Here is a 12,575-nt window from a genome sequence, read left to right as displayed (position 1 = left end):
TCATAGCGCCGCAGCGTCTGCGCATACTGTTCAAAGAAGCGTCCCTGCTCGGCGCTGCCACCCGCCGTCGGGCCATGGTGCAGCGCGCGACCGAGGACATCGGGGCAGAAGCGCTCCCAATAATCGCGGGTGTAGGTCAAATGCAGATGCCACGCCTGATCGACCGCATCGGACGGCGTAACGGGATGCGGTGCCGTTACCGCGAGGAAGCAGAAGCGGCGATACTCAACGATCACGCGCTCGGCATGAGCAGCGCTCCAGCCATCTTCGCGCGCCAGCCGCGCTGCGAAGGAGAGCGCCGCATCGTTAGGCCCGATGCTGTAACGGGAAAGGGCGCGCCACACCGGGTGGTCCAGGGAGACATCCAAGGGATCAGGCGATCCGCGCATTTAAACTCCCATTAAGATGATGGGAGTTCTTTGTCAAGTCTGAGCGCTATTCCACCCAGGCCGGATCGAGCACGAGCCGCGTGTCGTCCCAATCGGGTACCGCCTCGACGCGCATCGGCACCATGAAGCGCTTGCCGGGTTTTCCCTCCACCGCATCACGCTCGATCTCGAGCACGTCGCCCGCGCCGAAATCGTCGATCGCGACGACACGGCCGATCGCTTCGCCCGCGCTCGACACGACCGCGAGTCCGAGCAGATCGGCATGATAATATTCGCCCTCACCGAGCGGCGGCAGCGCCGCGCGCGGCACGGTGAGTTCGGTCCCCCGCAGCGCCTCGGCGGCGTTGCGATCGGTCACTTCGGCAATTCGCGCAATCATCCCGTTGCTGCCGTGGCGCACCGATTTGAGCGACAACGTGCCATCGTTGAAGGTCTTGTAGAGTCCAAGGTCCTCGGTGAAGACCTTGAGACGGACCTCCCCCGTCACGCCGTGCGCGCCGATGATGACGGCGAGCGTGACGGGGGTATCCTGTGGCATCAACCGTTCGCCGGAGTTTCTTCCGACGTCGCGTCGGCGACGGCGACGGCTTCGGCTTCCGGGGTCGGCGCTTCGGTCGCGGCTTCTACGCCCGCTTCAGCAATCGGGGCCTCGGCCTCTGCATTGCTATCGGCAGCAGGTGCCTCTTCGACGACGGGCTCTGGTGCAGGCGCTGCAGCGGCGGCTTCGGCAGCCGCAGCGGCTTCGGCAGCGGCGGTCGCCTTGGCTTCCTCCGCAGCGGCGGCAGCCGCAACCTTGGCTTCTTCCGCAGCGACAGCAGCGGCAACCTTGGCTTCTTCCGCGGCAGCGGCGGCTGCGATCTTGGCTTCTTCGGCGTCATCCAGCTTCTTCTGGCGCTCTTCGACGCGCTCGGTCGCCTTTTCGCCGGGCTTGCCCTTGTTCGGGTTGTTGCGGGCTGCACGCTCGCGCACGCCGGCTACATCGAGGAAGCGCGCGACGCGGTCAGTCGGTTGGGCACCGACGCCGAGCCAATAGGTCGCACGCTCGCTATCGAGCACGACGCGCTTTGCGTCATCCTTGGCGAGCAGCGGATTGTACGTGCCGATCTTCTCGATGAACTTGCCGTCGCGTGCGCTGCGCGCATCGGCAACGACGATGCGATAATACGGACGCTTCTTGGAACCACCGCGCGAGAGACGAATGCTGACTGCCATTTTTATGTCCTTGTTTTGATACGTTGAGTTGGTTGAACTATTTCTTCTTGAGTAAATTCTCGAAGCCGGGCGGGAGCTTGGTCTGGCCGCCGCCGAGGCCGGGGAGGCCACCACCACCGCCGCTGAGCAGCTTGGCCGGGTCGATCCCGCCCATTCCACCCAAACCGCCGCCGCCCATTCCGCCGCCACCGCCGCCGCCGCCGAACATCTTGGCCATGCCGGCGAGGCCGCCCATTTTCTTGATCTTCTTCATCGCACCAGCCATTTCCTGGTGCATCTTGATCAATTTGTTGACGTCCTGAACCGTCGTGCCCGATCCCTTGGCGATGCGGATCTTGCGCTTGGCGTTGAGCAATTCGGGCTTGCGGCGTTCCTTCGGCGTCATCGACGTGATCATCGCGTCCATCCGCAGCAGCACCTTCTCGCCGCCAACGGCATCGACTTGCGCCTGCGCCTTCTTCATGCCGGGAATCATGCCGGCGAGCGCACCGATCCCGCCCATCCGACGCATCTGCGTGAGCTGCCCACGCAAATCGTCCATGTCGAACAGCCCCTTTTGGAGCCGCGCCGCCATCTTTTCGGCATCTTCGACCTGGATCGCCTCGGCCGCGCGTTCGACCAGCCCGACCACATCGCCCATGCCGAGAATGCGGCCCGCAACGCGCTTCGGATCGAACGCCTCGAGCGCCTCAAGCTTCTCGCCCATGCCCGCAAACTTGATCGGCTTGCCGGTAACGGCGCGCATCGACAACGCTGCACCGCCGCGCGCGTCACCATCCATCCGCGTCAGCACGATCCCGGTCAGCGGGACTTGATCCGAGAAATTCTGCGCAACGTTGACTGCGTCCTGACCGGTCAGCGCGTCGACCACCAGCAGGATTTCGGTCGGCTTGGTCACCTCGGCGACCGCGCGCATTTCGTCCATCAACGCCTGGTCGACATGCAGACGACCCGCTGTGTCGAGCATCAGCACGTCAAAGCCCTGCAGCTTCGCCGCCTGCACCGCGCGGCGCGCGATATCGACTGGCTGCTGCCCCTTGACGATCGGCAGCGTCTGCACCTCGGCTTGCGTGCCGAGCACCGCCAGCTGCTCCTGCGCGTTCGGGCGGTTGACGTCGAGCGACGCCATCAACACCTTCTTGCCCTGCTTCTTGGCGAGCCGCAGCGCGATTTTCGCGGTCGAGGTCGTCTTGCCCGAGCCTTGCAAGCCGACCATCATGATGATCGCGGGCGGGGTAACGCCGAGTTCGAGTTCGACGGCGTCGGCGCCGAGCATCTCGACCAGCGCGTCGTTGACGATCTTGACGACTTGCTGCCCCGGAGTGACCGAACGCAACACGTTCTGCCCGACCGCAAGCTCGGTCGCCTTGTCGACGAAATCGCGCGCCACCGGCAGCGCGACGTCGGCCTCGAGCAACGCCACGCGCACTTCGCGCATTGCCGCGCGCACGTCGGCCTCGGTGAGCGCACCGCGCCCCCGCAACCGATCGAACACACCGCCAAGACGGTTGCTCAGGCTCTCGAACATCCGAAAAAACCTTTCCAAACACCCGCGCCGACACCGTAACGCAAAGAACGCCGGCGGACGAAACCTCGTCGGCCGGCGTAGCCCGATGGGCAGCCTTCACGATCCTGTGCAGGAACGATCGGGCGGGGCATTAGCGCAAGCGAAGCAATTGCGCAACCATCCGGCTTAACCCGATCTACATCGCTCGCGTGGAAAGAGAGCAGCTTGCAAGGGGTGGGGCAGAGAGTGGCATGATGGCCGAGAGTCGTTCGAGCGAGACACGAGTTGGCGATCCGGTGGTCGTGCCGCCCCCGGCTGCGCCGCGCCGCGACATCCTGAACGGCGCGATCACGGTCGCCGCAATCCTGCTGTTCGTCGGGATCGGCAGCGCGGTTCTGTCCAGCACGGTGCAGCATTATTTCAATGGCGGTGCCGGAACCGACCAGACGCTCGTCATCGCGCTGCTGCTCAATGTCGCGTTGATCCTGTTCGGCTGGCGTCGCCACCGCGAGCTGGCGCACGAAGTCACGATCCGCACCGCCGCCGAGGAACGTGCGCAGCAGCTCGCGTCGAAGGATCCGCTGACCGGCTTTCTCAATCGCCGCAGCCTGGCCGAGGATGGTGCCGCCATGTTCGTCCGCGCGCAATCGCGCGGCAAGGCGATGGCGCTGTTGATGCTCGATCTCGATCATTTCAAGACCGTCAACGACATGTATGGGCACGCCACTGGCGACGCCTTGTTGCAACAGGTCGCCTTGGAAATTGCCGAGGCTATGCCCGGCGTCGCGCTGACTGCACGCTTCGGCGGCGACGAATTCGCCTGCGCTTTCCTCTTTGACCCGACCCACCCCACCACGGTCGAGCGCATCGCCGAACGACTTGTCAGCCGTCTCGCCCAGCCGTTCCAGGCCGAGGGGCTGCAACTCCACATTTCGGCCTCAGTCGGCATTGCGCGATCGGACTTCGATTGCGCCAGCATCGACGCGCTGATGCGCGCCGCCGATATCGCGATGTACGCCGCGAAGAATTCGGGCCGCAACCGCTTTGCCTGGTTCGACCTGTCGATGGAACGCGAATTGCAGGCACGCAACGACCTCGAAATGGGCTTGCGCCACGCCATTCCCCGCGCCGAAATCGTCCCCTATTTCGAACAGCAAATCGACCTGACGACCGGTCGCCTCAGCGGGTTCGAAGTCCTCGCGCGCTGGGATCATCCGACGCGCGGGCTGGTCAGCCCGGACGCGTTCATTCCGATTGCCGAGGAAACCGGCATGATCGCTGATCTCTCACTCTCGATCATGCGCCAGGCGTTTCTCGCGGCGAAGGATTGGGACGCTGCGCTGTCGCTCTCGGTCAACATCTCGCCGTGGCAGTTAAAGGATGCGTGGCTCGCGCAGAAGATCATCAAAGTGCTGACCGAAACCGGCTTCCCCGCCAGCCGGCTCGAAATCGAAATCACCGAAACCGCTTTGTTCGACAATCTCGCACTGGCGCAGTCGATCGTCGGGAGCCTCAAGAATCAGGGGATCCGCCTCGCGCTCGACGATTTCGGCACCGGCTATTCCTCGCTGGCGCATTTGCGCGCATTGCCGTTCGACCAGATCAAGATCGACAAGAGCTTCATCATGTCGATGGGCGAAAATAGCGAAAGCGCCGCGATCGTTACCGCGATCACGCGGCTGGGCGACAGCCTCAGCTTGCCGATCACGGCCGAGGGGATCGAGAATGCCAGCATCGAGGAACGCCTGCGCGCGCTCGGCTGCGCCAAAGGCCAGGGGTATTTATATGGCCGCCCGACGAGCATCATAAACACGCGGCGCTTGCTGACGGAGCGGCGCTTGCTGGCGGTGGCGGAGGCAGAGGCGGTCGAGAATGTGGAGAAGCGGCTGGCGGGTTAAACCGCTCAGCCCGCCGCACCCCTTCTGTCATCCCCGCATGGACTTCGCCCGCCCCCGCCCTTAGATCGCGCGCAATGTCCGGCCCGCACATCATCAGCCTCGGTTGTCGCCTCAACATCGCCGAAAGCGAAGCGATCCGCGCGCTCACGGCCGGACGCGATCTTGTCGTGGTCAACAGTTGCGCCGTCACCAACAGCGCGGTCGCCGAAACGCGCAAGGCCATCCGCCGTGCGCGCGCCGATCATCCGGCCGCGCAAATCGTCGTCACCGGCTGCGCCGCGCAGATCGATCCTGACAGCTTCGCGGCGATGCCCGAGGTCGACCGCGTGATCGGCAATGCCGAGAAATTGCTCCCCAAAGCCTGGCAATCGAACGATGCGATCCTGGTCGGCGACATCATGCAGATCCGCGACACGGCGCCGCACCTTGCGCCGGCGTTTGGCGCGCACGCCCGCGCCTTTGTCGAGGTGCAGAATGGCTGCGACCATCGCTGCACCTTCTGCATCATCCCGTTCGGGCGCGGCAACAGCCGCTCGGTTCCCGCCGGCGCGGTGATCGATCGCATCGCCGCCTTGGTCGAGGCGGGCCACCGCGAGATCGTGCTGACCGGCGTCGACCTGACCAGCTACGGCCCCGATCTTCCCGGCGCGCCGACGCTGGGGATGCTGGTCGAACGCATCCTCCGTCACGTTCCCGCGCTCGAACGCCTGCGCCTGTCGTCGCTCGACGGAATCGAGATTGACGATCGCCTGTTCGCGCTGCTGACGCAAGAAGCCCGCGTGATGCCGCACGTCCACCTATCGCTACAGGCGGGCAATGACATGATCCTGAAGCGTATGAAGCGCCGTCATGCGCGTGCCGAGAGCGTAAAGCTGGTCGACCGGCTCAAGACCGCGCGTCCCGACATCGCGATCGGCGCGGATTTGATCGCAGGCTTCCCGACCGAGGACGACGCGATGTTCGCCGACACGCTCGCGCTGATCGACGAGTGCGACGTGGTGCACGCGCACATTTTCCCTTACTCGGAACGCGACGGCACGCCCGCCGCGCGGATGCCGCAAGTGCCGGTGGCGCTGCGCAAGGCGCGCGCGGCGGCGTTGCGCGCGGCCGGTGCGCGGCGCAAGGCAGCGTGGCTGGCGGGACTGATCGGCACGACACAGACTGTGTTGGTCGAGCGCCCGGGCGACCGCGGCCATGCCGGGAATTTCGCGGAGATTCGCTGGCCCCCATCGATGGAAAACGGCCCCCCTCTCCCCGTTCGCCCTGAGCCTGTCGAAGGGCACCTCGCCAACAGTACCGCCTCGCGTCGGGAGAACCGTGCTTCGACAGGCTCAGCACGAACGGTAGGTGGCATCTCGATGATCCACATCCTCACCACCGACGGCCAAACCCTCACCGGAATCCCCGCATGACCCCAAGCTGGCACGAAAAACTCCTCGGTGGGTTCAAGCGCACCTCGGACCGGCTGATCGGCAATCTCGCCGGGCTCGGCACCGGACCGCTCGACAAGGCGACACTCGACGAGATCGAGGACGCGTTGATCGCCTCCGATCTCGGCCCCGAAACCGCCGCGCGCATCCGCCAGCGCCTGTCGACCGGCGTGTTCGAACGCGACATGGAGGAGCTCGGCATCCGCCTGATCGTGGCCGAGGAAATCGAAAAAGTGCTGGCCACGGTGGCGACACCGCTCGAAATCACCGGCTTCCCGCGTCCGCACGTCATCCTCGTCATCGGCGTTAACGGCTCGGGCAAGACCACGACCATCGCCAAGCTCGCGCACCTGCTGAAGGAACAGGATTATGGCGTCATGCTCGCCGCAGGCGACACCTTCCGTGCCGCCGCGATCGGCCAGCTCGCCACCTGGGCGGAGCGCGCGGGCGTGCCGATCATCAGCGGCAAGGAAGGCGGCGACGCGGCGGGAATCGTCTATGAAGCGGTCAAGCAAGCGACCGCGACCGGGATCGACGTGCTGATCGTCGACACTGCCGGGCGTCTGCAGAACAAGCGCGAGCTGATGGACGAACTCTCCAAGATCCACCGCGTGCTCGGGCGGATCAATCCCGATTCGCCGCACGACGTTCTGCTCGTGCTTGACGCGACCACCGGGCAGAATGCGCTCAACCAAATCGAGGTGTTCAAGCAGGATGCGGGCGTCACCGGGCTCGTTATGACCAAGCTCGACGGTACCGCGCGTGGCGGCGTGCTCGTCGCGGCGGCGGAAAAATACGGCTTGCCGATCCACGCGATCGGCATTGGCGAGGGCATGGGCGATTTGCGCCCGTTCGATGCAAACGAGGTTGCGCGGATCATCGCAGGTGTAGAAGGGGTGCGGCGATGAGCATTTCCCCACCTGCCCCCCCGCCCGTAAAGGCTCCGCTCGGGGCTGGCCAGCGCCTCGCGATCGATATCGGGCCAATCGCGATCTTCTTCCTGGTCAATTATCTGACACCGGGTCTGGATCTCGTGAAGCTGCTTGCGGGGACGGCCGCGTTCATGGTCGCAAGCATCGCGGCGATGATCTATTCGCTGATCCGCACCGGGCGGATTTCACCGATGCTGTGGCTTACCGGCACGCTGGTACTCGTGTTCGGCGGGCTGACGCTGTATTTCCACAATAAGGACTTCATCCAGATCAAACCGACCGTCATCTATGCGATGCTGTCGGCGATTCTGGTGTTCGGGCTGGCGACGGGACGACCGTTTCTCAGCCTGTTCCTCGAGGCCGCCTATCCCGGGTTGAGCGACGCCGGATGGCGGCGGCTGACGATCAACTGGGCCGTGTTCTTTGCCTTTCTGGCGGTACTCAACGAAATCGTCCGGCATGAATTCAGCTACGGTTTCTGGCTCGGCTTCAAACTGTGGGGGGTCATCCCGCTCACTGTGCTCTTCGCCTTCGCCAATGTGCCCATGCTGATGAAATATGGGTTCAATGTGCAGGACGACGAGGTCCCGATCCCGCCCGAAGGCTGAACGTACGCGCCGTTCTGACGCTTTTATGGCACCATCATCGTTACGGATGCGCGTTCTGCTATGGCAACCCACGTGATTGTGGAGCAGGAGAACCGCATGACTCACCCCCGACCAAAAACGATCAGCCTGGTAATCCCGGCCTATAACGAAGAAGCCTATCTGCCCGCCTGCCTCGACGCGGTGATGCAGAATGTCGCGGGCAAGGCGCTGGAAATCATCGTCGTCGACAATAACAGCACCGATGGCACGAAGCAGGTGGTCGAGCGCTACCCGACGGTCAAATACGTGTTCGAGCCGATCAAGGGCATCACCCGCGCACGCCAGCGTGGCTTGCTCAGCGCGACGGGCGATATCGTCGCTTATGTCGATGCCGACACGCTGCCGCCACCCGGCTGGATCGAGCAGATCGCGCGCAATTTTGCGGAGGACAGCAACCTTGCCTGCCTGTCAGGCCCGTACAGCTTCTACGATCTGAGCGGAATAAAAGACAAGATTTCAACCGGTTGGTTTGTCACTGCGCGACCGCTTTACGCCCTGACCGGCTTTATGATGGTCGGCGGCAATTTCGCGATCCCGCGCGAAACGCTGCACAAAATGGGTGGGTTCGACGATACGATCGAATTTTACGGCGAGGACGCGGATATCGCGAAACGCGCGAAGAAGTTTGGGAAAGTCCTGTTCTCACCATCCTTCGTCATGCCGACGTCGGGGCGGCGACTGCAGAAGCAGGGCCTGCTCAAAATGGCAGGCCTCTATTTCATCAATTATCTGTCGATCGTGTTTCGCAGCAAGCCTGCCACGCAAGGCTATCAGGATATTCGCTAAGCTAAGGGGCCCCTCCCGGAGGAAGGGCCCCGATTCGCCTTACGCGTCGAAGCGCTTGCCCGCTTCGTCCCAGTTCACCACGTCCCACCACGCCTTCAGATAGCCGGGACGGTCGTTCTTGTAGGTCAGGTAATACGCGTGTTCCCACACGTCGTTGGCGAGGATCGGCGTGCCCTTGTCCTTGGCATCGTCCATCAGCGGATTGTCCTGGTTCGGGGTCGACACGACCTTCAGCGCGCCGCTGTCATCCTTGATCACCCACGCCCAGCCCGAGCCGAACTGCCCGGCACCCTTGCCGTTGAAATCTTCCTTCAGCTTGTCGAGACCGCCATACGCGTCGATCGCCTCGGCGAGCTTGCCCGAGGGCTGCGTCGTGCCGGCCGGTGCCATGATCTTCCAGAAGAAATCATGATTCCAGAAACCACCGCCATTGTTGCGCACCAGCGGCGGCAGCGTCGAGATCATGCCGAAGATCTCCTCGATCGTCTTGCCTTCCAGCTTGGGGTCGGCGGCGACGCCCTCGTTCAGCTTGGCGGTGTAGGCGGCGTGATGCTTGTCGTGATGGAAGGTCATCGTCTCTTTCGAGATCGTCGGTTCCAGCGCGTCATAGGCATAAGGCAGCGGGGGAAGTTCGAACGACATGGGTCTTCTCCTAAGGTAACTCGACTAAGCAAACGCTAAGTGCGGCAAATGGGTCCGGTCGCGTCGTTACGCAACCGATTCTGCGGCTGCGCCCGAAATCAGATTGTGGCGCTTCAGCGCGTGCCGCAACTGATCATAGCTCAGGCCCAGCGCTTCAGCGGTCGCGCGCTGGTTAAAGCGGTTTTCAGCGAGCGCCCCTTGCAACAGGTCGCATTCGAAGCGCGCCAGCCGCGATTTGTAATCCATAGGTCCAGTCTCGGACGCGATCGCTACGAGTGACGCAGGCTGCGGCTCCGCAACGGCCACGGGCGCGGATGTGACCGGGCGATGCGGCGAATGGAACGGGTCGAACTGAATCGCGTCGATCGGCCCGTCTTCGTCCCAGCGATACACCGCGCGCTCCACCACGTTGCGCAATTCGCGGACGTTGCCCGGCCATTGATACGCGATCAGCGTCGCCTCTGCCGCCCGCGTAAAACCCGGCCAGCCGTCGCGCTGGAGTTCCGATGCCATCCGCCGCCCGAAATGTTCGGCCAGCACCAGCACATCATCCACGCGCGCGCGGAGCGGCGGCAAGGTCACCACTTCGAAACTCAACCGGTCGAGCAGATCGGCGCGAAACTGGTGCCGCGCGACCTTGTCGGGCAAATGTTCGTTGGTTGCCGCGACGATCCGCACATCGACCCGCATCGGACGCGACGATCCGATCCGCGTCACCTCGCCATATTCGACCGCGCGCAACAGCCGGTCCTGCGCCGCCATCGACAGCGTGCCGAGCTCGTCGAGGAACAGCGTGCCGTGATGCGCTTCCTCGAACCGCCCGGCCCGCGCCTTGGTCGCGCCGGTGAACGCGCCCGCTTCGTGGCCGAACAGCTCGGCCTCGATCAGCGTTTCGGGCAAGGCGGCACAATTCATGATCACCAGCGGCTGATCCCAGCGCGGGCTCAGGCGGTGGAGGCGCTCGGCGACCAGCTCCTTGCCCGTGCCGCGCTCGCCAATGACCAGCACCGGCCGGTCGAGTGCCGCCGCGCGGCTGGCGAGTTCGAGCGCGTCGAGAAACACACTCGATTGCCCGATGACATGATGCGTCCGCTCCATTCCCAAAGCTTGGCGTAAAATCCCAAGCCTTGGCAAGTCCGATTTTTGTTCATCCCGCAAAAAGGCCCAGAAATCCGCCATTTCTGAAATTGGCACGGCACATGCAAAGCTGTTGGCACAGCCCAACCGGGCCGCACATTTTCAAGGTAAGGAGACCCATCATGAATACCGAATACAAATCGCAGAACAGCGTTTCACAAGTTTTGGTCGCTCTCGTCGCGACGGTCCTGCTCGGTTCGGTCGCGCTCGTCGGCGCGGTTGGCCCGGTCAACGCGGCTTCCATCCAGATCGCTGCCCAACCCCAGGGCTGAAGCGACGCCGAGGCGGGCGCCCCCATTCCGCCCCGGCACCATTTTCGTACTTTGAAGGAGTAACACCATGGGCATCTTCAGCCGAACCCGCGATATCGTCGCTGCCAACTTCACCGACCTGCTCGACAAGGCGGAAGACCCCGCGAAGATGATCCGCATGATCATCCTCGAAATGGAGGAAACGCTGGTCGAAGTTCGCGCCTCTGCCGCGCGCACCATCGCCGATCAGAAGGAAATGCGCCGCCACATCAGCAAGCTCGGGTCGCTGCAGGAAAGCTGGACCGAGAAGGCCGAGCTGGCGCTGTCCAAGGGCCGCGAGGATCTCGCCAAGGCCGCGCTCGTCGAAAAGCAGAAGGCGGCCGATATGGCCGAGCAGTTGAGCGGCGAGATTGCGGTGCTCGACGAGGCGCTGCACAGCTCCGAGGAGGACATTGCCAAGCTGACCGGCAAGCTACGCGAGGCGCGCACCCGGCAGAATTCGATCGCGACCCGGCTCGAATCCGCACAGAACAAGTTCAAGCTGCGCGATCTCTATGCCGGCCCCAAGATGCACGATGCGTTCGCGCGCTTCGAGATCATGGAGCGCCGCGTCGACATGGCCGAGGGCCGCGCCGAAGTTGCAGGGTACGGTGCCCCGCCCAAGTCGCTCGACGAGGAAATCGCCGAACTGAAGTCCGCCGAAAAGGTCGAGGCCGAGCTGGCCGCGATGAAGGCGCGCGTCAGCAAGGATAGCTGAGATGGAAGGTTTCACCGCCATCATTATCTGCGGAATGCTGTTCATCGGTGCGCCGTGGATCCTGTTTCACTACATCACGAAGTGGAAGACGGCACCCAAGATCACCAACGAGGACGAGAAGCTGCTCGACGAACTCTACGGCCTTGCCCGCAGACTCGAAGACCGTCTCGGCACCGTCGAACGGATCGTCGCAGCCGACCATCCTGATTGGCGCAGCGGTATGCCGCTCGCCGAGCCGACCACCGCTTATGATCCCACCCCATTTAAAAGTTCAGGGAGGAACTGAAATGTCCGCCAGCCGCACCAAATTCTACCTCGACAAGCAAAACAGCAAATGGCTGGGCGTTTGTTCCGGGATCGCCGATTACACCGGCATCGACACCACCTGGGTCCGCGTCGGCACCGTCCTGCTGACCTTCGCCACCAGCGGATGGTCGCTGCTCGCCTATATCGTCATCGCCTGCGTCGCCGAAAAGAAGCCGCTCGGCCTCTATGACAGCGCCGAGGATGCGAAGTTCTGGCAGGGCGTGCGCAGCAATCCGACGCGCTCGACCGCCGAGGTCCGCTCGAAGTTCCGCGACATCGATCGTCGGCTTGCCGACATCGAAACGCTCTACACCAGCCGCAACAACCGCCTCGCCGACGAGATCGACAGCCTGCGCTGATCGGATCCGGGCGTAACAGGGAAGGAATAGCATCATGGGCAGTGGACAGATTTTCGTCCTGGCAATCATCGGCATGTCGACGGTCGGTTGGGTCATCACCACCTGAGTCCGGGCGCGCCACGGCTACCCGCTCGAAAACGAGTGGAGCGGCACGGCAACCCGCACCGACCCCAGCGCCGATCGCAAGATCGAGCTGCTGAGCAATGAAAACGAGAAGCTGCTCGGCCAGCTCAGCCGCCTCGAGGAACGACTCGCCGTGCTCGAACGCATCGCCACCGATCCCGCCGAACGCGTCGCGCGCGACATCGACGCGCTGCGCTGA

The 12,575-nt window shown here is 63.6% G+C and carries 14 protein-coding genes and 2 pseudogenes; 10 read left to right on the top strand and 6 right to left on the bottom strand.

From position 1 onward, the window contains the following. The 4 genes and pseudogenes from ABWP09_RS10480 to ffh all read right to left on the bottom strand — a co-directional run. Window positions 1-368, bottom strand: a 368-nt coding sequence (locus ABWP09_RS10480; RefSeq protein WP_502959789.1) for a glycine-rich domain-containing protein, incomplete at its 3' end; no start/stop codon positions are given. Window positions 369-435: 67 nt separating this feature from the next. After that, entirely contained in the window at window positions 436-927 is a 492-nt protein-coding gene (gene rimM, locus ABWP09_RS10475; protein WP_353205089.1) for a ribosome maturation factor RimM, read from the bottom strand. Between the two features lie 200 nt (window positions 928-1,127). Continuing rightward, a pseudogene (gene rpsP, locus ABWP09_RS10470) lies at window positions 1,128-1,601 on the bottom strand (30S ribosomal protein S16); the annotation flags it as partial. 37 nt (window positions 1,602-1,638) lie between these two features. Continuing rightward, window positions 1,639-3,129, bottom strand: coding sequence for a signal recognition particle protein (gene ffh, locus ABWP09_RS10465; protein ID WP_353205088.1), 1,491 nt, complete (start codon window positions 3,127-3,129; stop codon window positions 1,639-1,641). Window positions 3,130-3,359: 230 nt separating this feature from the next. Here ffh and ABWP09_RS10460 point away from each other — a divergent pair, with 230 nt between their 5' ends. The 5 genes from ABWP09_RS10460 (at window position 3,360) to ABWP09_RS10440 (ending at window position 8,801) form a co-directional block, all read left to right on the top strand. After that, window positions 3,360-5,006 (top strand): putative bifunctional diguanylate cyclase/phosphodiesterase, encoded by a 1,647-nt coding sequence (locus tag ABWP09_RS10460; protein ID WP_353205087.1) that lies wholly within the window; start codon window positions 3,360-3,362, stop codon window positions 5,004-5,006. A 74-nt stretch (window positions 5,007-5,080) separates the two neighbouring features. Continuing rightward, on the top strand, window positions 5,081-6,418 hold the full coding sequence (mtaB, locus tag ABWP09_RS10455) for a tRNA (N(6)-L-threonylcarbamoyladenosine(37)-C(2))-methylthiotransferase MtaB (RefSeq protein ID WP_353205086.1): 1,338 nt from the start codon (window positions 5,081-5,083) through the stop codon (window positions 6,416-6,418). Continuing rightward, a complete protein-coding gene (gene ftsY / locus ABWP09_RS10450; protein ID WP_353205085.1) occupies window positions 6,415-7,344 on the top strand; it encodes a signal recognition particle-docking protein FtsY in 930 nt (309 codons plus the stop codon). The genes mtaB and ftsY overlap by 4 nt, the downstream gene beginning before the upstream one ends. Continuing rightward, entirely contained in the window at window positions 7,341-7,976 is a 636-nt protein-coding gene (locus ABWP09_RS10445; protein ID WP_353205084.1) for an inner membrane-spanning protein YciB, read from the top strand. Before ftsY ends, ABWP09_RS10445 begins: the two co-directional genes overlap by 4 nt. 96 nt (window positions 7,977-8,072) lie before the next feature. After that, window positions 8,073-8,801, top strand: a complete 729-nt coding sequence (locus ABWP09_RS10440) for a glycosyltransferase family 2 protein (protein ID WP_353205083.1) — start codon at window positions 8,073-8,075, stop codon at window positions 8,799-8,801. Between the two features lie 39 nt (window positions 8,802-8,840). Here ABWP09_RS10440 and ABWP09_RS10435 read toward each other — a convergent pair whose 3' ends face one another. Together ABWP09_RS10435 and pspF are read right to left on the bottom strand one after the other, a co-directional pair. Then, window positions 8,841-9,443: a superoxide dismutase gene (locus ABWP09_RS10435; RefSeq protein ID WP_353205082.1), complete on the bottom strand. Its 603-nt coding sequence runs from the start codon at window positions 9,441-9,443 to the stop codon at window positions 8,841-8,843. A 66-nt stretch (window positions 9,444-9,509) separates the two neighbouring features. After that, the gene (pspF, locus tag ABWP09_RS10430; protein WP_353205081.1) at window positions 9,510-10,541 is read right to left on the bottom strand and encodes a phage shock protein operon transcriptional activator; all 1,032 of its coding nucleotides are present in this window, start codon (window positions 10,539-10,541) and stop codon (window positions 9,510-9,512) included. 161 nt (window positions 10,542-10,702) lie between these two features. Between pspF and ABWP09_RS10425 the strand changes: the two genes are divergently transcribed. The 5 genes and pseudogenes from ABWP09_RS10425 (at window position 10,703) to ABWP09_RS10405 (ending at window position 12,575) form a co-directional block, all read left to right on the top strand. Then, window positions 10,703-10,852 (top strand): hypothetical protein, encoded by a 150-nt coding sequence (locus ABWP09_RS10425; RefSeq protein WP_353205080.1) that lies wholly within the window; start codon window positions 10,703-10,705, stop codon window positions 10,850-10,852. Window positions 10,853-10,919: 67 nt separating this feature from the next. Next, window positions 10,920-11,588 (top strand): phage shock protein PspA, encoded by a 669-nt coding sequence (pspA, locus tag ABWP09_RS10420; protein ID WP_353205079.1) that lies wholly within the window; start codon window positions 10,920-10,922, stop codon window positions 11,586-11,588. A gap of 1 nt (window position 11,589) precedes the next feature. Next, a complete protein-coding gene (gene pspB / locus ABWP09_RS10415) occupies window positions 11,590-11,874 on the top strand; it encodes an envelope stress response membrane protein PspB (RefSeq protein ID WP_353205078.1) in 285 nt (94 codons plus the stop codon). Window position 11,875: 1 nt separating this feature from the next. Then, complete coding sequence (gene pspC, locus ABWP09_RS10410; RefSeq protein WP_353205077.1) at window positions 11,876-12,253, top strand: envelope stress response membrane protein PspC; 378 nt, start codon at window positions 11,876-11,878, stop codon at window positions 12,251-12,253. A gap of 34 nt (window positions 12,254-12,287) precedes the next feature. Continuing rightward, window positions 12,288-12,575: pseudogene (locus ABWP09_RS10405) on the top strand (hypothetical protein).

This window comes from Sphingomonas sp. (assembly GCF_040398505.1).
Classification (GTDB): Bacteria; Pseudomonadota; Alphaproteobacteria; order Sphingomonadales; family Sphingomonadaceae; genus Sphingomonas.
Note: the sequence above shows the minus strand (reverse complement) of the source record. Positions and strands in the feature narration are given on the sequence as shown.

What these genes read in the sequence shown, in the direction of transcription:
- rimM (WP_353205089.1), bottom strand. Translation starts at nt 927, where the DNA reads ATGCCACAGGATACCCCCGTCACGCTCGCCGTCATCATCGGCGCGCAC.
- ffh (WP_353205088.1), bottom strand. Translation starts at nt 3,129, where the DNA reads ATGTTCGAGAGCCTGAGCAACCGTCTTGGCGGTGTGTTCGATCGGTTG.
- ABWP09_RS10460 (WP_353205087.1), top strand. Translation starts at nt 3,360, where the DNA reads ATGATGGCCGAGAGTCGTTCGAGCGAGACACGAGTTGGCGATCCGGTG.
- mtaB (WP_353205086.1), top strand. Translation starts at nt 5,081, where the DNA reads ATGTCCGGCCCGCACATCATCAGCCTCGGTTGTCGCCTCAACATCGCC.
- ftsY (WP_353205085.1), top strand. Translation starts at nt 6,415, where the DNA reads ATGACCCCAAGCTGGCACGAAAAACTCCTCGGTGGGTTCAAGCGCACC.
- ABWP09_RS10445 (WP_353205084.1), top strand. Translation starts at nt 7,341, where the DNA reads ATGAGCATTTCCCCACCTGCCCCCCCGCCCGTAAAGGCTCCGCTCGGG.
- ABWP09_RS10440 (WP_353205083.1), top strand. Translation starts at nt 8,073, where the DNA reads ATGACTCACCCCCGACCAAAAACGATCAGCCTGGTAATCCCGGCCTAT.
- ABWP09_RS10435 (WP_353205082.1), bottom strand. Translation starts at nt 9,443, where the DNA reads ATGTCGTTCGAACTTCCCCCGCTGCCTTATGCCTATGACGCGCTGGAA.
- pspF (WP_353205081.1), bottom strand. Translation starts at nt 10,541, where the DNA reads ATGGAGCGGACGCATCATGTCATCGGGCAATCGAGTGTGTTTCTCGAC.
- ABWP09_RS10425 (WP_353205080.1), top strand. Translation starts at nt 10,703, where the DNA reads ATGAATACCGAATACAAATCGCAGAACAGCGTTTCACAAGTTTTGGTC.
- pspA (WP_353205079.1), top strand. Translation starts at nt 10,920, where the DNA reads ATGGGCATCTTCAGCCGAACCCGCGATATCGTCGCTGCCAACTTCACC.
- pspB (WP_353205078.1), top strand. Translation starts at nt 11,590, where the DNA reads ATGGAAGGTTTCACCGCCATCATTATCTGCGGAATGCTGTTCATCGGT.
- pspC (WP_353205077.1), top strand. Translation starts at nt 11,876, where the DNA reads ATGTCCGCCAGCCGCACCAAATTCTACCTCGACAAGCAAAACAGCAAA.